Raw genomic sequence first — 21663 nt, 5'->3', positions numbered from 1 at the left:
TTGTTACGACTGGCAACGAAGGTATCGCTGTTTCCATATTCCAACAATATATATGTATAAAGAACATTTAAATAGTGTGGGTTGTCATCACTTTTGTCATATGACAATATGGTGTTTAATGGGTTTTACATGAAAAGATAGGGTCGTTAATCATTTATCTGTTCCTATTGAGATTCAACATTCGATCGTCTTACAGAAAAAAACTGCCTCTGAGGGCAGTTTTTTTCTTAATATATCGTTTTTGCGAACGGTGAGAATGAACCTCTAAAGCGCTCTTGTATCGGAAATTTACTCAACTTTTACTGAATAGATCCAACACACCTGATAATGATGAAAGAAATAGAGATTTCATATTTCATATTCGGATTGTATTTTTTCTCAGGAAACTCTCATAAAAAAAAGGGTATCCCAAACTGGGACACCCTCTGATTAGCTTATCGTCTCACCCTCCGAGCAAAATCCACAAACTGAAATTTATCCAGCCGGTGTCTAGACTCGGTATATTGGTAAAGCACCGTGTTCTCCAAATAAACATAGTTTCGTACTACTACAATATGCGTAAAATTCTTCAAATCGAGCAGTCTATGATCCTCCTCTGTGGAAGGTTCAACAGATATCAGCTTCTTCGCATAACTGATCTTAAGGCCCAATTCCAGCTCCAAATATTCATAGATTGAGCCCTCGGCGATTTCCGCACTCAGGAAGGAAACGATATCCGCACGAAAATAATCCTTATCCAAAATGATCCGTTCACCTTCAATCTCTCTGGCACGAACAACCTTCCAAACCAGAGTTTCAGGTGGAATCTGCAGATGTCTGGCGAGAGCGGAGCCTGCCGGCTCTTGTATCGTCCGCTCTACCAGTGTCCGCGAGGCAGTACCCAGTGTATCGGCCATCTCTTTAAATGAAATCAAACCGGTAACGGGGAAATCCATTCGGGTCATGTCAAGCACAAAGGAGCCTCTTCCCTTAATTTTGTGAATATATCCTTCTCGGAAAAGTAGATTCAGCGCTTTGCGCACGGTCTCTCGTGAAGTGGCGTAAGCTTCGGCGAGTTCACTTTCGGAAGGCAGCTTGGTTCCCGGCAGCAGTTGTCCAGAATGGATTTGGTTGCTGTATTCATTATAAATTTGCAAATATTTATTTTCTCTCAATTTTGATCACCGCCCTTTATTGTATCACGTCATGCCTTTGGAAGCATCGATTCAATTGGAGGGGAATTCATAGCGTTGAACATATAAATTCTTATATTTATAGAAAAACAGCCCCCAAGGGGCTGTCTTTCTATAGTATAAAGTCTTTGCCAATATAGCCTTTATCAACCCTTGAGATGAATAGTCAAGACGCTTGTTTGTTTGGCCGTAGCTGGTCCGGTCTTCTCTTCAATCTTCTCGACCATCTCCTGACCTGCAGGAATGATGATTGGAGTAATCACCGGGTAACCTGCTGCGCGGATAGCTTCCATATCAAATTCTAGTAGAAGCTCGCCTGCCTGCACCTTATCACCAATATTCTTCAGGCTGGTAAAACCGCTACCTTTAAGCGCCACCGTGTTAATTCCAACGTGGATTAATACCTGAACACCGCTGGCATGCTCCAGTATAAGCGCATGTTTGCTCTTAATCACATGAGCTACTGTAGCATCAAAGGGAGCATATACTTTCCCCTCAGAAGGTTCGATTGCAATTCCCTCACCCATTTGCTTTTCAGCAAAGGCAGGATCGGGTACCTGTTCTAGCGATACTGCAGTTCCACTAAGCGGGGAGACAAGCTCCAAAATATTAACTGATTCCTGTGACCCTTGAACTGAATGACGGCTGCTCAATTCCTCTGGTTCGCTCGTAGTACTAGAAGCCTCTGTAGCTGTGTTCTTTTCGGAACGACCCACTACAGAACGTCCGTACAATACTGTGGCGGCAAATGGCACAACGAGAACAATAACCATACCTATGAAGAATACGCCCCACTGGTTCGGGAAAATCGAAAGGAAACCGGGAATTCCCCCTACGCCAATGGATGAAGCGCGAACCTGGTTAACGGTAAGGAGCATACCGGCAATTGCTGAGCCGATCATCCCGAAGATGAAAGGGTAGCGATAGCGGATATTCACCCCAAAGATTGCCGGTTCAGTCACGCCGAGGAATGCAGAGACGGAAGACGTAGCCGCCAAACCTTTTGCCTTTTGTTCTCTAACAACGAACATCATCGCCAGTGCCGCAGCGCCTTGTGCAATATTGGAGAGCGCCAGCATCGGCCAGAGGAAGGTGCCTCCCTCACTGCCGATGAGCTGTACATCGACTGCCAGGAAAGTATGATGCATCCCAGTGATGACCAGAAGTGCATAGAATCCACCATAGATCAAACCACCAAGGAGCGCAAAATGATCAAATACATAGATCAAACCCGAGGTGATAGCATTGGCAATGGCGAACGTAACCGGTCCGATAATGGTGAAGGCCAGAAAACCTGTAACCAGCAGGGTCACTGGAGCAACGACCAGTAGTTTAATGGAATCAAGCACCCGACGGTTGAGGAACTTCTCCAGTCTAGCCAGAATATAGGCCGAAACCAGTACAGGCAATACTTGCCCCTGATAACCGATCTTCTCCAAATGCCAGCCGAACAAATTCCAGGTCGGAACGGTTCCCTCAGTTGAAGCACTTGCATAACTGTAGGCACTTAATAGATCCGGGTGTACGAGAATGAGACCTAGCACGATCCCGAGCAGAGGACTGCCCCCGAAACGTGTAACAGCTGCCCAACCGATAAGTGCTGGTAAAAAGGTGAAGGCTGTGCTGGCAATCGTGTTAATAATCGCAGCAATGTCTTTCCATGCAGGATAGACATCTACCAATGACTTACTATCAAAAAAGATACCAGGTCCGGTCAAAATATTATTAATACCAAGCAGCAAACCTGCGGTTACGATGGCCGGAAGAATCGGAATAAAAATATCAGCCAGTGTTTTGATCGCCCGCTGCAGTGGATTCTGTTTCCGTGCTGCCGCTGATTTCACGTCATCCTTGGAAGAGCGGGCACCACCAGTGATCTGAATCATTTCATCGTATACTTTATCTACAGTTCCTGGTCCGATAACGATCTGGAACTGCCCCTGCGTAGAGAATTGTCCTTTTACGAGTTCGTTACGGTCCAGGGCTTCCGAATCCACCTTGTTCTCGTCATACAGCGAGAATCTCAGCCGGGTTACACAATGCGTCGCAACTTCAATATTCTCCTTGCCCCCAACCGCCCGTACAATATCTTCAACATTTTTGCGGTCTATAGCCATATCTTCACTCCTTACAAAATTGATGTGTGCTCCTTCTTAAGTACACCTCGTTAGCGGACTAACCACATGTAGGAAGCATAAGGACTGAGCTGAAGCTTTTGTGTTAATTTAGGTGCATCTGCTGTATTTCCAATCAGAAGCTCGTCCTTACCACTTGGCGACAATTCAGTCCAGTGATTATCTTCAAAGCGGAAAGAGATCTCTTTACTGCTGAAGTTCGAGACCACAACAAGTGTCTCTTCATCGCCTGTTCTGGCGTATGCGAATACTTCGGGATGACCTTCATCGAGTCTCTTGAAAATACCTTCTATAAATATTTCATATTCCTTGCGTAGTGCAATCAGTTTACGGTAATGGTGGAAGATGGAACCTGGATTTTCCAGCTCCTTCTGCACATTGATGTTTGGATACCGCTCGTCTACCTTCAACCATGGAGTACCAGTGGTAAATCCGGCATTCCGGCTGTCATCCCACTGCATCGGCGTACGTGAATTGTCCCGCGAACGTTCTTGGAGAATGCTGAGAGCAACCTCCGGGCTTTTCCCCTGTTCACACAGAATGCGGTACATATTTAGTGACTCAATGTCGCGGAACTCATCGATGCTTTTCCATACCGGATTCGGCATACCGATTTCTTCCCCTTGATATACATAAGGTGTTCCCTGAAGGCCATGCAGAGTTGTCGCGAGCAGCTTGGCGCTTTCCACACGGTAAACCCTATCATCAGTGAATCTGGAAAGGGCACGTGGTTGATCATGATTGTTAAAAAATAGTGCGTTCCAGCCTCCGCCTTTCTGCATTCCAGTCTGCCACTGCGAGAACAACTGTTTCATTGCCTCGAAATCATAAGGCATCAGTTCCCACTTCTGTCCATTCGGATAGTCGACTTTTAAATGATGAAAATTGAAGGTCATGGAAAATTCCCGCTCTTCGGGACTTGAGTACCGGATACAATGCTCCAGTGTAGTTGAGGACATCTCTCCTACAGTCACCATCTCAAACGAACCAAACACCTCTTTATACATTGCTTTGATGTATTCATGGACCTGTGGACCGTCAGTATAGAATTTACGTCCATCCCCCGGTGGAACACTCCCGTCATCGTTAGGGAAGCGCTGATCTTTGGAGATTAAATTAATTACATCCATGCGGAAGCCGTCGACACCCTTTTTAGCCCAGAATAACATCATATCATTCACTGCTCTACGTACCTTCTCATTCTCCCAATTCAGATCCGCCTGGGTTTTATCGAAGAGAGTAAGATAATATTGTCCCGAAGTTTCGTCGAACTGCCAGGCAGGACCCCCGAACTTCGACTGCCAGTTGTTGGGTAAGCCCCCGTCCGGAGCCGGATCCTTCCAGATATAGTAATCACGGTAAGGGTTGTTCCTGCTTGAAATGGACTGTTTGAACCACTCATGTTCAGTCGAAGTATGGTTAACCACGATATCGATCATTAGCTTCATTTCGCGTCTATGCAATTCCTGTACTAGCTCGTCAAAATCCTCCATCGTACCGAAATCCGGGTTGATATTTTCATAATCTGCTACATCGTAACCGTTATCATGTTGCGGCGAAACATAAACCGGCTGTAACCAGACAATATCGATTCCAAGCTTCTGCAAATAATCTAATTTCTCAATAAGTCCTTTTATATCTCCTGTTCCGTTGCCTGTAGTGTCCTTAAAGCTCTTTGGGTACACCTGATACACCGTGGAGCGGCGCCACCATTCCGAATACTGGGACTGACTCAAGTTGAACACCTCCAAAAAGAATTCCTTTATTTCATCCATTAAACCTGTATATACAAGTTCAAACACTCCACACAGTTTAAACCTGTATATACAGGTTGTCAACACTATTACTATCGAAGGAGTGGCATGAGTAGAAACTAGATTATTTATAACGTTGTATTAGAATGCGATTCATCGAATAAAGGATTAACGACAGGTGGCTATAAAATTAACCCCTTTAATAATTGATTATTACCCTAATATTTGATCCGTAATAACAAAAAAAGCCGCTTACTCGGCAGCTTTTTAGATACGAAGATATGTAGATAAAAAACAAACAGGATACCTTTTACTAATACAAGTTAGGTACCCTGTTTCTATTCAAAGTGTCTATTCAAATTAAGTTTATTTAAGCTCCTGTAGGAGACTCTGACCAAATTGGGGCATGGTCACAACAAAGTTATCAGCAACTGTTGCTCCAATATCCGAAAAAGTCTTCGATATAGGCAGCTCCCCTTGTCGATTGAAACTCTTACTGTAGAGGAGTAAAGGAACATATTCACGGGTGTGATCCGTACCCGCATGAATGGGATCATTCCCATGGTCTGCCGTAATTATTAGAAGATCGTCTTCACATAGCTCCTTTAGAACTTCATGTAATCGATCGTCAAATTCTTCTAGCGCTTTCCCATACCCGATCGGATCTCTACGATGGCCATAAAGTGCATCGAAATCAACAAGATTCAAGAAACTAAGTCCTGTAAAATCAGTATGAAGGGTCTCCAAAAGTTTATCCATGCCATCCATGTTAGACACTGTACGCAAAGACTTGGTGACACCCTCCCCATCGTATATATCTGAGATCTTGCCAATCGCTAGTACATCGAACCCGGCATCCTTGAGCTCATTCATCACGGTTCTTCCATAAGGCTTCAAGGCATAATCATGACGGTTCGATGTTCTTTTGAAATTTCCGGGCTGCCCGAGGAATGGTCTAGCAATCACTCTGCCTAGCATGTACTCCTCACGTAAAGTAATCTCTCTGGTAATCTCGCAGATTTGATACAGTTCTTCTAAAGGAATAACCTCTTCATGAGCCGCAATCTGAATCACGGAATCTGCTGAAGTATAGACAATGAGTGCACCTGTGTTCATATGCTCTTGTCCAAGCTCATCGAGAATAGCTGTGCCACTAGCGGGTTTATTCCCAATCACCTTTCGTCCTGTTCTTTCTTCTAATTCATTAATTAATTCATAAGGAAATCCTTCAGGAAACACTTTGAAAGGAACGTCAATTCGTAGGCCCATGATTTCCCAGTGACCTGTCATCGTATCCTTTCCATTAGAAGCTTCCTGCATTTTGGTCCAATAAGCTAAAGGGCGCTCTACTTTGGGAACTCCGGGTATTGGGTCAATATGACTTAACCCTAGCTTGGATAACGCAGGAACATGTAGCCCATTCATTTTTTCTGCAATATGCCGTAATGTATGTGATCCTGCATCCCCAAACTTTTCAGCATCTGGAGCTTCACCAATGCCTACCGAATCCATAACGATGACGAAAATCCGCTTAAACCGGGGTGTTTGTTTCATGTTAATACTCCTTGCTTCAACTAGAATATGATACCGATAATCAAAGCTGATAAAACGCTTACAAGTGTGGCGCCAAATAACAGCTTTAATCCAAATCGTGCGACGATATTCCCTTGCTTTTCATTCAATCCCTTCACTGCACCCACAATGGTACCAATCGACCCAAAGTTAGCAAATGAGATTAGAAAAACGGAGACAATGGCTGTAGTACGGCCACTTAAACCTTCTTGAATCTTAACAAAGTCAAGCATAGCAACGAATTCATTCGCAACAAGCTTTGTCGCCATAATACTACCGGCCTCAACAGCTTCATGCCATGGCACACCGATAAGAAAGGCGATGGGTGCAAAGACGTAGCCTAACACTCCTTGGAACGAGATTCCGAATATGCCACTGAAGACCCCGTTAATCAAAGCAATGATTCCCACAAAACCAACTAACATTACCCCAACTACTATGGCTACTTTAAAGCCATCCATAATATATTCGCCCAGCATTTCAAAAAACGTTTGTTTTTCTTCTACCTGAACTTCAACAATATCTTCTTCAGGTGTAACTTCATAAGGATTAATGATGGATGAAATGATAAATCCGCCAAATAGGTTCAATATCAATGCAGCTACTACATACCGAGGTTCTAGCATCGTCATATAGGAACCAACGATTGACATGGATACCGTAGACATTGCAGACGCACATAATGTATACAAGCGATGTTTAGGCAATAGGCCAAGCTGGTTTTTCACCGAAATAAATACTTCATTTTGTCCGACAATTGCGGCTGCAACTGCATTATAAGATTCCAATTTACCCATGCCATTTATTTTACTTAGCACCAAACCAATATACTTTATAATGAATGGCAGTATTTTGTAATGTTGCAAAATCCCTATCAATGCTGACATAAAAACAATGGGCATCAAAACATAAAGGAAAAATGTATGCGCCCCTTCATTTGCAATCCCGCCAAACACAAAGTCAGTACCTTCATTGGCGTATCCAAGTAATTTTGCAAAACTATCAGCAAACCCTTTAATCAAAAATTCTCCAATGCTCGTTTTTAGGATAATTAATCCCAAACCTATCTGAATAGCAATCATTACAATGATTGGACGATATTTAATCTTTTTCTTATTGTTACTTCCTAGCCATGCCAGTAATAGAACAATAACCAGACCAGCAATAGAAATTAGATAATGCATTTTTAGCCCTCCAAATTATCGGTTAATTTTCTTGGAATCCTCATATCGGAATGCATCTTTCCACATTAACCCTTGTTCCAAAATAATCGCTAACAGGCTTCCGCATATTAATCCATTATTTAAAATGGCTATCACGATCGGAGATAAATGGGCCGTAGCTGATGCAGGAATAAACATTAAACCTACACCCACTAAAAGGGAAAGCCCACTGACAATAAATGTTCGCTCTTCATGAATAACCTTTTTCAATTCCTTTAGCGCTAGTCCGACCATCTTCACAAAAATGACGAAGGTAACAGAATAGCCTATGGGAGCTGGAATCGCAGATATGAAATTCATCATAGGCGGAAACAAGGATATTGAGATCACTAAGCTGCAGCCTATTAAAAATGATCTGCGCTCCCTCATCCCTGTTTGCTCAACATATCCCGCCGCTCCCGAAATAGGGACTGAGCCGATCGCTCCTAAACCACCACTAATAAGATGCGTAATTCCAGAAGTAAACCCGGCGCGCAAATAACGACGATGATCCCCTTGCTTGGGTTTCATAACGGTCTCCATCAAACGGATGGATGCCACTGCATTGGTTATTAATAATAGGGTTAGTAAAAATGCAGTAGTAATTGTCCCGGCATCGAATCGGGGTTTTCCAAATGGGAATATTTCCGGCAGCTTAAATAGAGTATCCGCACGAGAAACCGCCGGCATACTACCGCAGATTATAAATAATAGGCAGCCTATCACTATACTGAAAATTATTGAAAACTGGCTGAGTAATACAAAGCGGCTGTTGCCTAACCAAAAGGTAATGCAGACCACAATCACACTAAGGATGAATACTTTAACATCTAACATGGTGTGGGATATGGTAATCCCCATCATCCCTTTCATAAAAGATCCGCTTAATTGAAAGATCAATAAAAGTAAATAAATAAAGGTGATGGTTGGAGTAAATAAACGAGCGATTTTATCCATTAGCTTAAATGCTGAAATTAGGATAAACAACACTCCGCTAATGATCATCGCTCCACTTAAAGCCTGTAAAGCTCCGTTGTTAGAGGAATAGAGTCCCCCCACTAAACTCGCGTAAATGGTAAAAATGCTCCACCATAACCCTGCCGGACCTTCATGAATAGGGAATTTATGACCCATCAGGCCTTGTGAAAATCCAGCTATTGCTAAAGTAATCATGGTGCTCTGAATAAGTCCGGAAGTCTCTATGGGTGTTAAGTTATATAAATCTGCGATAGCAATGGGTGCAGCAATTGCACCAGCGATCATAAAAATCATCCACTGCAATCCTGACAGTATTACCTTCATTTCTTTCTCACTCTCTTTTCTAACAACACTACACTCTTATCAATAAATCAGCCTTCAATGACTGTGTTAAGAGCTACTTCGACCATTTCATAAAAGGATTGTTCACTTTCTTTATGAGTTAGGTGTTCCTGTCTTAACAATTGACTGCCGACGGTCAAAATCGATAAAGCTTTTACACCATATTTAGCGGCTAAAGTGTATAGGGCGGTACTTTCCATTTCTACAGCTAATACACCGAAATCCATAAACTTGTGAAGCCGATCTAAATTTTCACGATAAAATTCATCAGAATTATAGATGTTACCAACAAACACATTGGCATTTTTAGCTTGTGCTTGTTGATATGCTTTCATTAGCAATGAGAAATCTGCCGTTGGTGCAAAATTACAGCCATGAAAGATCTTTTCCGTCATATTACTGTCTGAAGATACTGCTTGGGCTAATATAATATCGCGGATATTGATTTCTTCCTGCATCGCGCCACATGTACCAATGCGAATCAATTTCTTAACTTCATAATCGACGATCAATTCTGTCGCGTAGATACTCATCGATGGATTTCCCATCCCTGTCCCCTGAACCGACACAGGCACACCCTTGTATAATCCAGTGTATCCATACATCCCTCTTACTTCGTTATAACAATAAGCCTCCTCTAAAAAGTGTTCTGCCACAAACTTTGCACGCAAGGGATCTCCTGGGAGCAAAACGAGCTCTGCTATTTCTCCCTTATTTGCACCTAAATGCCTACTCATAGTTCTTCCTCCAACTTTTAATAGTAAACTGAGGTTTACCGAAATCGCTTTCCACTTGCCGTCAAGTAAAATCAGTTTCGAAACTAGATTGAGCATAAGGTTTTTTAACTTTACAAACTAGACCAAAAACTTACGGAGCTTACGGAAAATAATTGGTCAAATTATAAAAGCAGTTCTTTACGAATGTTGTCTAAGTCTCTTTTAGAGGGGATCGTAGAAATAATAACAACAGGCACTGTCTTTAATGCAACCGGGATATTACTAATGACAAGATCGATATTATTTTGCTGCATGATCTCGTCGGTCAGGCCTTTCATTATGGAAGTATTAAGGATCAACTGATCCCCAATTTCTTTTTTTATCAAATCTGCTATGTAATGACGAATTGAAAATTCTTCCCCGATCACTAAAAAAGCCCTCTTACTTTTGTAACGTAAACTCGAGCGGACAATTAAGGTTAGCTTTGTTAAATGAAAGTGATTAAACAAAACAGAAGGGTAAGTTTTATTCCACGTTTGCATACAGGTTTGCAATTCTTGATAAATCTGCTGGCACTCCTTTTGAACATATGTTGTTAAATGACTTGTTGAAATCATCATCCACTCAGGAATGGCATTTTCGATTAATAGCTTGTCAAAGAACCCGTAAATCTCCAAAATAAACCGTTCTTGCATATGCAAGTTCGGGTATACCTTTGCTAATAACATTAGAAGCAGATTCCCCATTTGATATTCTTCTTTATCCTTATGTAATTCTACTTCTTTCATCGGAGTGATCTCTGACCCTTCATAATAATGATATTGGCTGAGACTAACCATGGATTGCATAAAGAATATTTCACTGTTTGGAAATTTAAGGGACAGCTTGTCCTCAAGACGTTTTGCAATAGTTTTCACTGGAAAATAAAACATCCCCTTTTCCCAAGGGTAAGCATTTTCGTCTATTTTCACACACTTTCCTTTAGCCACTCTTTCTATAACAATGGCCAACAAAAACGATAATCTCCTTTTGGAATTGATAAAATATACAATGTTATTTTCATTTTCTATATTTGTGATTAACTGATTAATATAAGCAAAATCAACATTCGCAAAGGGCCAGCCTGTAAACTCATACGCATCACAATATAACTTCCAATAAAAATATCGAATATTCATTTCATTCCCTTTGATCATGGGGGTAGAAAAACTAATGCGTAGCTTATAAGCTTTTAGATCATCATTATTTAATTGCACAATCAATTTCTTCAAAGACGAGGTACTCATAAACATGGCTTCGGAGAGCTCCTCCACAGACAGTCGCCCTACATTCGTAAACAAAAAATCCATCAGCCGATAAAAGATGGTTTGTCTGAACATAGAAGAAATCACTTCACTAATCGTACTTCGCCCATCACGTTGAAGAACTATTCCCTTTCCTCTAGAAACCTCAATGGTTACAGTAGATGGTAATTGCTTGCTGATTTCCTCCACCATCTTCCGGATGGTCTTATCAGAGATCCCTAAACTTTTTTCAATTTCCGCTAAGGTAAACCATCTATGTTCCGTATCAAGCAGCGTTAATAGTTGACTAGCTAAATTAAATCCCTTATCCATTTTTCTACACCCACTTCAATTTCGTTTTAATTTTTATAGTATAAACAAATTCGCAACCATAACCCTATTATTTTTCAATAAAAAAACCCGGGTTTTATTTACCCGAGTTTCACATCACATTATATTTGTGTTTTTTCTTCAATAGGGCTAATTGCTTTCAGCTGCATCGTTATAACGGCTGCAATAACGGCTTTAATGATGTCTCCCGGAAGAAAGGCCAACGCTCCGACAAGACCAGCCCAGATCGAAGTATTGGTTATCAATGCCATGACAGGGGCACCAATCAGACTCACTAGTAATACACCGAAGATTATGTTGATACCTACCAGCTTCCAAGTTCGAACCTTCGGCCAGATTTTTTCGGAATACCAGCCAATAAGGCCGGCCGCAATTGGAAAGCTAAATATGTATCCTGCAGAAGGTCCAACTAGCACCGAGATTCCGCCGCGACCGCCGGTCAGTACAGGCAGCCCAATGGCTACTAGTATGATGAAAATAATTAGACTGAGAGCGCCCATCCGTTTCCCCAGAAAACATCCAGCCAACATGACGCCAAGTGTCTGGGCAGTGATCGGAACGGGGATGAAGCCGAGTGGGATGGGCGGTATCATCCCCAACACCGCGATAAGTGCTGCGAATAATGCAGCATAAATAAGTTCTTTTGTCTTCAAAAAAATGACCTCCATTGGATATCAATGATTGTATTCTGGTTAGTAAATACGTCCAGTAAGCTGAATTATAATGGAGATATTCTTTATTGTAAACCATAATATTTTATATGGTTTACAATAGAATAAAATACCATGCTTGAGTTTTTCCTATTGTTATATAGAATTAGAGTATTCAGTCGCAATCGTTGGATGTTAATCTATTCAATGGGTTTTGGTCGGAGAGTTATACTTTTGGAGGTTTAAGTTCATGACAGTAAAAGAACATATTCTTGCCTTACTCGACAGTAATAAGGGTGAATATTTTTCCGGCGAGGAAATAGCCGTTCAGTTATCCGTGACGCGCAGCGCGGTCTGGAAAGCCATAAAATCTTTACAGACAGACGGTTATTCCATACAAGCTGTAACCAATAAAGGATATTCCATGTCACCACAAACGGATATCTTATCAGCCAGTGCAATTTCAAAGTACCTGGATACTCGGGGGCAAAAGTTACGAGTCGAAGTCTTTAAGACCATATCTTCCACGAATGAAGCCGTAAAGAACCTTGCCTCAAATGGAGAAGCTGAAGGTAAGGTGATTCTTTCGGAAGAACAAACAGCTGGTCGCGGGCGAATGGGCCGGAAGTTCTTTTCTCCACCTGGAACGGGTATCTATATGAGCATCCTGCTGCGTCCCAAGCTGTCCGCAACAGACTCAGCTTTATTGACCACTTGCGCCGCAGTAGCTGTAGCCCTTTCTATCGAGAGCGTATCCAGTAAAGAAACGCAGATTAAATGGGTAAATGACGTTTTCATGGAAGGGAAAAAAGTGTGCGGGATTCTTACCGAAGCATCCGTGTCACTGGAAAACGGCTGGCTTGATTATGCTGTTCTCGGCATCGGTATCAATGTAGTCCTCCCTTCCGAAGGCTTTCCCACTGATCTTACCGAGATTGCAACAACTGTAATTTCCGAAAACAATCCTTATGGTGATCTCCGCAACCGTCTCGTTGCAGAAGTACTAAACAATTTCATGAGATATTATGAGCATTTAACGGACAGATTGTTTCTTTCCGAATACAAAAAAAGGTTAATTTCACTTGGAGAACCTGTGACCGTGATAAAGGATAATGAACAACGTAAAGCAACAGCCATTGATATCGATGACGATTGCCATCTGAAAGTCAGATATGAGAATGGTGACGAGGAGTATCTTTCAAGTGGAGAAGTCAGCATTAAAATTTAACTGGAGCTTCGCCTCCAAAGCAGCTATGTGCTGCCTCATGGCAGGCTGCGTCATCATACGAGCCAAAAAAACCTTGCTGATCCAAGGTTTTTTTAGATGAACTTAAAGTATCAACTTAAAGCTTAGGATTTTACTGTACTAAAGTATCTAAATCAGGCTGCAATTTGTTCCGCAGAACATACAGCATGATGGCCCCCACAAGGAACGCAACAGCATCCGAAATGACGAGCGACCAGACTACTCCGTGGAAACCGTTCATTCGATTAGCGATATACAATACTGGAATCAGAGTAATACCTTGAATAATTGACATAATAAAGGCGGCGGTTCCTTGTGCTGTCGCTTGGAAGATCCCTGTAAACAAAGCGGTCGTTCCTGAAATGAACAGGGATAAGAACGTTACATGAAGAATGTAGCTGCCCAGTTCAATTAATTGAGGGTCATTCGTAAATAAACCGATTAAGTGGTCTGAAATCAGATATACAATAATGCCGAACACGGCTGCTAATGCCACAGTCACTTTGATTGTAAAAGTAATGGTGTGCTTCATGCGTAATTTGTTAGCTGTAAAAGAGAAGGCAATCAGCGGCACGACTCCCTCACATAAGCCCATCAGGATAACCTCTGGAAATTGTAATAAACGTGATGAAATCCCGAAGGCCGCAATGGCCTGCTCCCCATATTCGACCAGAAAACGGTTAAAGATGAGTGACATTGCACCCATGAAGAGACTCATAACAAAGACTGGAACTCCAATTTTAAATACATTGCTGAGAATGTCTTTGGAAGCTTTGAACCATTTTACGGAGATGGTTAAGAATTGGCTCTTATATCCCATGTGGAAGGCATAGAATGCACTAGCAACCAAGTTAGAAATGACTGTAGCAGATGCAACCCCGATCACGTCCCAATGGAAGACGAAAATGACTAGCGCATCGAGAATAATATTCACAACAACACTGAGAAGCATACCGATCATCGAAGTGATTGCTGCCCCCTCCGAGCGCACGATATTCTCCAGCGTGAAGAATAGAACGACGAAAGGTGAACCAATAAGCATAATCGTGACATAGTCCTTCGTGAATCCGAAGGAGTCAGGCGTCGCTCCCAAGCCATGAACGATTGAATCGATCAATGGGATGCCGGCAGCCATCAAAATAAGACCGAGAACTAAACTGCTGTAAAAGGCGAATGAAGACACATGCTTTACATCATCATATTTTTTCTCTCCCAGCAAACGGGAGATAAATGCACTGCTACCGATGCTAATCAAGTTACCAAGCGCCATTATGGCGGCAAATAACGGTAAAGTTAGTGCGAGTGCGGTTAACATCGCAGTATTGCCCAGTGTACCAAGGAAATAGGCGTTCAAAATGGAGTATATGACACTCATCGACATGCCTAGCATCATCGGTACTGCGAAGTGAGCTACGGCTTTTGCGACAGGTGCTTTTTCAAAGTAATGGAGGTTTTCTGCATCCATAGGGTTCACCACTATCTTTCTTTATTTTGTTTTTTGAAATACTTAGAATTCTAACTATCGGTCCAATATGAACCGTGACGCAGCAACAAGCAAACCTGTACCCTAACGTCGAGTTTTCAGATTTGGCATACGAAATTTGATTATTCTTCAGTTTCACATTACGCTGCCTTTGCCGTTCATCTTTCTCTGGTGGAAAGGCAGCGCCTCAGCTACTGTTTGCAAAAAGACTCTAATTACTTATCGTCCGGGCCATGTGACTTGTCAGGTGACGAATTACTGTCATCTCTGGAAGGCCAGCCGAATCCGCGCATGTCACCATGCCCTTCTCCGCCAAACCCAGGGAATCTGCCGCTAAAGCGTTCGTCCCTAGAATTTCCCCACATTTTGTGCATTTGTCCGCGCATAGCCATCAGTTTTTCAAATTCCTCTGTTCCCATACGCTCCTTTGCGGCTTCCATCCACATAGCCATCACATCACGTTCTCCGTCCGTTCCAAGTTCTTCCTCCAAAGCTGTAATGACGCGAGTTAGGTAATCCCCGAAAGCTATCTGCTCTTCTGGCGATAAGCGAGAAAATATGTTGCCGTTGTCTATCTCTTGTTTCTCTTCCTCTTGCCCTTTTTGCGTTAGGTAAATCAACATGATACGTTTGTCTGTTTCTGAGGGCTTACGGGTGATGTATTCTGCTTTCTCCAGTTTACCAAGCAATTCATTGAGGGATGATACACGGATGTCCAGCATATAGGATAAGTCTTTGGTGCTGATACCGTCTTTCATCCGAAGAAATGCTAATATCCTGCCTTGCCCACGTGATGCGTCGGCCATCGGACCAACCGCGGCGTGAGTTTTCAAGTGTTGCCTTTGCAACAGCCATTGCAGTTTCGCGAGTTTTTCGTATAACTCATCATTCATGTCCATAATGAATCCTCCATTGAATTTTTACGGTACCTGTTGCTCTTTGTGACGGTACCTGTTGATTTGTATTATAACGGTACCTGTTAGATATGTCAAAATGTTTTTTGCAGGTACCGTTAGTATGTTGTTACGATGTTTCTGGGAGATGGCTTATAAGCTTGCAAACAAATACAAAACCCGCGCCCCGCGCGGGTTATTTTAAAATTATATTGTGATCAGTTTTCATTTTATATATCTGCAAGCAATCCTTCAAAGCACTTTAAAACGGTTTGCTCGCCTATTCGATGTGCCTTGACATTCTACTTATCACCGGCAAGTGTAAGCCACTTGCGGTTATGATGTTCCTGTACTTCAACAGGGGTATCGAAGAAATCGCTCAAGACATCCGACTGCAAGCAGTTTACTGTCTCATCCCCTTTGTAGATTTCGCCGCTCTTTACCAGCAGCGTGTGCGTAAAGCATGGTGTTATCTCCTCGATATGATGGGTTACATACAGCAAGGTTGGTCCACCGGGTTGCTTTGTTATCTTCTCGATCATCTGCAGCAGCTGTTCTCGGGCAAAAATATCAAGTCCCGTGCATGGCTCATCAAGAATTAGTAGATCTGGATTGGCCATTAGTGCGCGTGCTATGAGGACTTTCTGCCGCTGTCCTTGCGACAAGGTATCATATGTACGACTAACCAAGGAAGAGCAGTCTAGAAACTCCATTAACTCCTCGGCTTGTTTTTGATCCTCTTCATTCGTTTTATCATACAGACCAATCGTCGCGAATTTTCCGCTTAGGACGATGTTCAGGGCAGTCTGATGGCCGTACAGCTTCTGCTGCAAGGAGGTGCTTACCCAACCGATTCGTTTGCGTAGCTCTCTCAAGTCCACATCGCCAAAGCGATGGTCCAGCACCTCGACTTGTCCTGTTGTCGGCCAGATATAGCCGTTCACTACATTTAGCATCGTCGTTTTTCCTGAACCGTTCAGACCGACGATACACCAGTGTTGTCCTTGCTTCACTTCCCAATTCATATCGCGTAAGATCATTGTCGTATCACGTTGCCATGATACATTTTTGAGTGATATAATCATGCCCAATTTTCCCTCCTTATACATGCTTCAATGAGTTCAATACTATCATGGTACAGCCCTTCCCGTAAAAAAACCATAACCTCAAGATTTTTTTACCAGTGGTTCTACGGACAATTAATCTTTGATTCTCTGTTTGTTTCGGTATACTGTCGGAGGGATCCCGTTAAGCTGTTTAAAAATCTTGCTGAAATGATATTCTTCGTAGTACCCGCATAATTTGGCTATTTCCTTAACTGGATAATCGGTAAAGACTAGATAACGGCAAGCTTGCTGGTTCTGTATGTGCATATGGTATTCCTTAGGCCCCATCCCCGTAAATTTTAGGAACATCTTACGCAAGTAAGATGGCGAAATGCCGTATTTCTCCGCCAATTTCTCGATCCGGTGATGATCCTTATAGTCGTTCTCGAGTGTTTTCTTGATCTGTTCGAAGGCGGCGAAAGCTCCAGACTCCATCAGATTCCAGTCCGGTTGTACGGTCTGGTGCAGCATATGCAGCAGGATCTGCATTTTAGCCCGGGATACAGCTATGCCATCGGTTAGTCCGGGCAGCCAGTCCTGGTGAATCCCCCAGACCAGCTTGCTAATTTCCTCAGCTTCCTGTTGATTATATTGGCTTAAGAAGGGAAGTCTCAGTTTTCCGATTGGCTTGACTTCCTTCCATACCGCATCATAACCAAGCTCTGCACAATCGAAGAGCAGCATCGTTATGCGAAGTGGAGCATCCATCTGCGAGCGCATGGACAGTTTAAGGCCTGGTTTTAAATAGATTAGCATTCCAGCCTCTACTTTGTGCTCAACATTGGTCAGGAAAACCCCTTTACCTTCATGAATCCAGTACAAGCTGTGCACATTTACCATGTTACGGATGTCCTCCCAGCCGGGATAAGTAGCTTTGTCGAGTACAAAATGGATATGCACTATGAGGTCATTCAGCTTGTAATCATTTTCTTCCAATTAATATCCCCTCCTGCTGCTAAAAGAGCGATTTAAACAAGACGATAACGTTTTTTTCTATTCAATGCTTAAACTCCAAATGTTACTATCCATATTATCAAGATGTCTGAAATTCTCAATACATTACAGGAAAAAAAGGAGGAACACACTTGTTAAGGACTTTTAGCGAGTATCAAATTCGGAGAACTGAGCTGTTGGATGGGCCTTGGGATTTCATGAAGGATCCGTTAAATACGGGTGTTCTAGAAAAATGGTTTGAGCGATTTCCACATTCTAGGCAGTCTCTTTATGTGCCCTCGTGCTGGAATAATGAACTGGGAATGTACGATTATGAAGGTGTCGGATGGTATCGTAAAAAAATACAGATTGTGAATTCGCAGCATGTCAGACTCATCTTTCATGCCGTGCTGGGCCATGCCGATGTCTATTTGGACGGGCGGCACCTTGGGTATCACTATGGCGGATTTACACCTTTTGAATTTATTGTTCCTTCCTTAGGGGCAGGAGAACATGAGATTATCGTCCGGACGGACAGCACCTTGGACCTACTTACGATTCCGACAGAGCAGGTGGATTGGTATCATTATGGGGGTATCATACGGTCGGTGGAGCTGCAATATTTGCCTGATATTTACATCGAACAGCTGAAGATTGATTATGCACTGCATGGATCAGATGCAGATGTTACTGTTCAGGTGCAGCTCCATTCCTTCCATAAGGAGCAGCATACTACCAAGATCATATTCTCCGAAAGCGGACATGAATTGCACTCGGAAGAAGTACAGATTGAGACTGGCCAAACCCTCAGTCATACGTTCAAGTTGCTTATGCCTGAAATACGTTTGTGGAACGTAGGTCTTCCAGAACTGTATACCTTTCAACTGCGGACAGAGGAAGACGACAAGATTGAACGGATCGGTTTTCGCTGTATTGAAACAAAGGATCATCGGATTCTAATTAACGGTTCACCCGTATATCTTAAGGGGGTGAACCGACATGAAGAGCATCCTGAGTGGGGTTTTGCCTTCCCTCCGAAGCTGATGCACAAGGAGCTCAGTATCATTTTGGAGTTAGGTTGCAACTCCGTCCGGGGCTCGCATTATCCCCAGAGCCCATATTGGCTTGATCTACTCGATGAGCAAGGGATTGTATACTGGAGCGAAATTCCGATATGGGGAGCCTTTCTGCCGAACGAAACGGTAAGTGAGCCGCTCTTCCAGGAGCGTGCACTGTTTATGATTGAAGAAATGATTGGCCTGCATTTTCATCACCCAAGTGTGATCTTCTGGTCCGTTCATAATGAGATTGATACCCGGACTCTAGAAGCATATGCTTTCACACAAGCTCTAGTCGGATTGGTAAAGAAACTCGACAGCACTAGGCTTGTCACCTACGCTACGATGCATCCACTCGAAGATATTCTACTTCCATTATTCGATGTTATCGGTATAAATAAATATTTCGGCTGGTACGAAGGCGATACAGCCAGCTTCAAAGACATGCTGGAACAGTTCCATGTGCGTGCGGAGCAGATGGGAGCCGGTAACAAGGTTGTGCTCATGACCGAATTCGGTGGTGCTGGACTATTCGGGGATGTGGGCTGGGAGCCGAGATTGTTCAGCGAGGATTATCAGGCAGATATTGTGACTGAAGCGCTGGCAATCTTCAAGAATGATTCGAAAATTGGCGGGACCTACATCTGGCAGTTTGCAGACATCCGCGGCGATCTGAAGAGCAGCAGTAAGAACTTCCGCGACCGGGCCCGCGGCTTCAACAATAAGGGTCTGGTTAATGAATACCGTAAACCCAAACAATCCTTTCGTGAAGTGCGCCGTATCTACCGATCTTGGACAGATTAATATCCACATTGACTAAGAAGCCCATCGTCAGCATGGGTTTTTTAATGTCTGCATTCTTAGATCCTTACAGCTGGTGTCGGATGCCGTATATATAGTTAAGCTGTGCGTATTAAGCCGGTTCTATTCTTTGCGTACTCGGGTAGCAGTAAGTTGATTGACTATTTTCGGCATTTGATACAAGTGCTTCTCCTCTTACATTGCAGATAGATAAAGGAGTTTTAATTTAGAGTGATCAGTATGGTATGAATAATACTTGTTAATTTTTTATGATCCGTTGCCGTTTTTACCATTGTACGCAGTCCTAACCAGGCATTCATTAAATAATGAGAAATGGCCTCGGGCTCCAGTGAAATTCTAAGTTCACCTCTTTGCTGGCCAGTCTGAACGAGGTCATATAACAACTTCTCCGTTTTTGAATAGCTATTCTCAACAAAGGATGCAACCTCCGGATCCAGTACTCCCAACTCCACACCCGAATTAACTATGAAACATCCTTGAGGTTCTCCTTCGCTCCTCATCGAGGATTCTAGAAATTGTCGAATGATCTCCTTTACCGGTTCTTGCTTCTCAACCAAGAATCTCATTTTTTTGTTTTGAGTAGATTCGTACCGTTGGAGTGCCGTCAAATATAAGGCGTGCTTATCACCAAATGTATCATAGATACTTCTTCTGTGAATTCCCATACAGTCTACCAAATCTTGCATTGAAGTTTTCTCGTAACCTTGCATCCAAAATAGTTGTATCGCTTTATCTAGTACTTCATTAATTTCAAATTCTTTGCTTCTTGCCATTGTAATCACCTCAAGCAATCATTATACATTTAAGTAAACGATCCGCAAACTAATATATAAAACGTAAATAAAATCAAGCAAGATGCTTGATTTTATTCATAACATGATAACTGAACTGATGCTTACCATTGGATTCTTACTTTGGCTGTTTTTAAACAATCCAGAGTCCAATCTTTTTCCAACGTGTGCAAAAGTTGTACCCTACGTTTAAGAATAGGGAAGCCAGTTCTTTTTGCTCCAGTTTCTTCGACGATCGTTTTCGTGACTAATAACTAATTCGATTTAAAACTCAGATATAATTGGATAGATTTGATCTCTCAGATTGAAGTTATAATTCTGGTCAACAATCCCTATCATATCATTGCTATTATAAAGTTCTACCATGAAACTCGCCATTTGTTTGGCAGTGTGGTACTTAGGCATGTTTGCTTTGTAATCAAATTCTTCAGCATCTATTGATTTCTTCACAAATTCCGTTTCAGTTATTGCTGGAGCTAAAACTTTTGCTTTTAATTTCGCGCCTTTAAGCTCTAGTTCTTTTGCAAGCCCTTCGGTGAAGGCACTAACATAATATTTAGATGCAGAATAAGCAACGCTCCCAACAGCAATGGCATATCCGAGTGCGGATGATACGTTAATTAACTGAGTTCCTTCTACATCAGCATAATCTCGCACAAATAGTGTAGAAAGGATCGTCAAGGATTCGATGTTAACACGTAACATAGTTTCAACTTTATCTAAATTCTGTTCTACCACAAAAGAAGCTTCACCAAGTCCTGCATTATTAATCCAGGTTTCTATTTGGTATTCCTTCAAAGTGTTATACAGTGTGTAAGCCTGCTCTGTAACAGACAGATCACTTGAACGAACAAGAACATTTACATTAGGATCAATATTCTGAATTGTTGATTTAAGTTCTTCTAATTTATCTAATCTTCTAGCTACCAAAATTAAATTTTTACCGCGTGCAGCAAACGCCAATGCTGTTTCATACCCAATTCCTGAGCTTGCTCCTGTAATCACTGTATATTTCATATTATTCTCTCCCTTTTAAGTTTTTTGATCATTTAACAACATTTCGATAGAGTTTTGTTCACGATTAAACTTGTATCTCGTTCATCCCTCCCTTAATAAATTTCTTCGAAATATTCAAGAACGATCATTCTAGTTGCGGCAAAAAAAAACTACACTATT

General features: G+C 42.3%; 17 protein-coding genes. 2 read left to right on the top strand and 15 right to left on the bottom strand.

The genetic code is table 11. The features are described from left to right. Positions 1-434: 434 nt before the first annotated feature. From treR to NYE35_RS16405, 9 genes are all read right to left on the bottom strand, one after another. Positions 435-1154 carry a trehalose operon repressor gene (gene treR / locus NYE35_RS16445; protein ID WP_038571269.1) on the bottom strand — a complete coding sequence of 240 codons (720 nt, stop codon included), beginning with the start codon at positions 1152-1154 and terminating at the stop codon, positions 435-437. Between the two features lie 164 nt (positions 1155-1318). After that, a complete protein-coding gene (gene treP, locus NYE35_RS16440) occupies positions 1319-3289 on the bottom strand; it encodes a PTS system trehalose-specific EIIBC component (protein WP_076272597.1) in 1971 nt (656 codons plus the stop codon). 50 nt (positions 3290-3339) lie between these two features. Continuing rightward, the gene (gene treC, locus NYE35_RS16435) at positions 3340-5043 is read right to left on the bottom strand and encodes an alpha,alpha-phosphotrehalase (RefSeq protein ID WP_445321957.1); all 1704 of its coding nucleotides are present in this window, start codon (positions 5041-5043) and stop codon (positions 3340-3342) included. A gap of 384 nt (positions 5044-5427) precedes the next feature. After that, positions 5428-6615, bottom strand: a complete 1188-nt coding sequence (gene deoB, locus NYE35_RS16430) for a phosphopentomutase (protein ID WP_341121668.1) — start codon at positions 6613-6615, stop codon at positions 5428-5430. Positions 6616-6635: 20 nt separating this feature from the next. Beyond that, a complete protein-coding gene (locus NYE35_RS16425; RefSeq protein WP_036677141.1) occupies positions 6636-7817 on the bottom strand; it encodes a NupC/NupG family nucleoside CNT transporter in 1182 nt (393 codons plus the stop codon). Positions 7818-7832: 15 nt separating this feature from the next. After that, the gene (locus tag NYE35_RS16420; RefSeq protein ID WP_076274534.1) at positions 7833-9137 is read right to left on the bottom strand and encodes a purine/pyrimidine permease; all 1305 of its coding nucleotides are present in this window, start codon (positions 9135-9137) and stop codon (positions 7833-7835) included. A 47-nt stretch (positions 9138-9184) separates the two neighbouring features. Continuing rightward, a complete protein-coding gene (gene deoD / locus NYE35_RS16415; protein ID WP_036677145.1) occupies positions 9185-9892 on the bottom strand; it encodes a purine-nucleoside phosphorylase in 708 nt (235 codons plus the stop codon). 161 nt (positions 9893-10053) lie between these two features. Further along, positions 10054-11487 (bottom strand): helix-turn-helix domain-containing protein, encoded by a 1434-nt coding sequence (locus tag NYE35_RS16410; RefSeq protein WP_036677148.1) that lies wholly within the window; start codon positions 11485-11487, stop codon positions 10054-10056. Between the two features lie 119 nt (positions 11488-11606). Further along, entirely contained in the window at positions 11607-12158 is a 552-nt protein-coding gene (locus NYE35_RS16405) for a biotin transporter BioY (protein ID WP_076272593.1), read from the bottom strand. Positions 12159-12405: 247 nt separating this feature from the next. Between NYE35_RS16405 and NYE35_RS16400 the strand changes: the two genes are divergently transcribed. Next, positions 12406-13383 (top strand): biotin--[acetyl-CoA-carboxylase] ligase, encoded by a 978-nt coding sequence (locus NYE35_RS16400; protein ID WP_038571255.1) that lies wholly within the window; start codon positions 12406-12408, stop codon positions 13381-13383. Between the two features lie 130 nt (positions 13384-13513). Here NYE35_RS16400 and NYE35_RS16395 read toward each other — a convergent pair whose 3' ends face one another. The 4 genes from NYE35_RS16395 to NYE35_RS16380 all read right to left on the bottom strand — a co-directional run bounded on the left by NYE35_RS16395 (position 13514) and on the right by NYE35_RS16380 (position 17819). After that, positions 13514-14866: an MATE family efflux transporter gene (locus NYE35_RS16395; RefSeq protein ID WP_341121666.1), complete on the bottom strand. Its 1353-nt coding sequence runs from the start codon at positions 14864-14866 to the stop codon at positions 13514-13516. 233 nt (positions 14867-15099) lie between these two features. Then, positions 15100-15783: a MarR family winged helix-turn-helix transcriptional regulator gene (locus NYE35_RS16390; RefSeq protein ID WP_051490959.1), complete on the bottom strand. Its 684-nt coding sequence runs from the start codon at positions 15781-15783 to the stop codon at positions 15100-15102. Positions 15784-16079: 296 nt separating this feature from the next. Continuing rightward, positions 16080-16862, bottom strand: coding sequence for an ABC transporter ATP-binding protein (locus tag NYE35_RS16385; protein WP_036677157.1), 783 nt, complete (start codon positions 16860-16862; stop codon positions 16080-16082). A gap of 114 nt (positions 16863-16976) precedes the next feature. After that, on the bottom strand, positions 16977-17819 hold the full coding sequence (locus NYE35_RS16380; protein WP_076296645.1) for a helix-turn-helix transcriptional regulator: 843 nt from the start codon (positions 17817-17819) through the stop codon (positions 16977-16979). Between the two features lie 149 nt (positions 17820-17968). Here NYE35_RS16380 and NYE35_RS16375 point away from each other — a divergent pair, with 149 nt between their 5' ends. Then, positions 17969-19678, top strand: coding sequence for a glycoside hydrolase family 2 TIM barrel-domain containing protein (locus NYE35_RS16375; protein ID WP_341121664.1), 1710 nt, complete (start codon positions 17969-17971; stop codon positions 19676-19678). Positions 19679-19896: 218 nt separating this feature from the next. Here the strand turns inward: NYE35_RS16375 and NYE35_RS16370 are convergent, their stop codons facing one another. Together NYE35_RS16370 and NYE35_RS16365 are read right to left on the bottom strand one after the other, a co-directional pair. Continuing rightward, positions 19897-20469, bottom strand: coding sequence for a TetR/AcrR family transcriptional regulator (locus tag NYE35_RS16370; RefSeq protein ID WP_076296647.1), 573 nt, complete (start codon positions 20467-20469; stop codon positions 19897-19899). Positions 20470-20751: 282 nt separating this feature from the next. Next, positions 20752-21504 (bottom strand): SDR family NAD(P)-dependent oxidoreductase, encoded by a 753-nt coding sequence (locus tag NYE35_RS16365; protein WP_038571241.1) that lies wholly within the window; start codon positions 21502-21504, stop codon positions 20752-20754. Positions 21505-21663: the final 159 nt, after the last annotated feature.

It is taken from the genome of Paenibacillus sp. FSL L8-0494 (assembly GCF_038003695.1).
GTDB classification, from domain to species: Bacteria; Bacillota; Bacilli; order Paenibacillales; family Paenibacillaceae; genus Paenibacillus_AQ; species Paenibacillus_AQ odorifer.
This window is presented reverse-complemented; position numbering and strand designations above follow the sequence as displayed.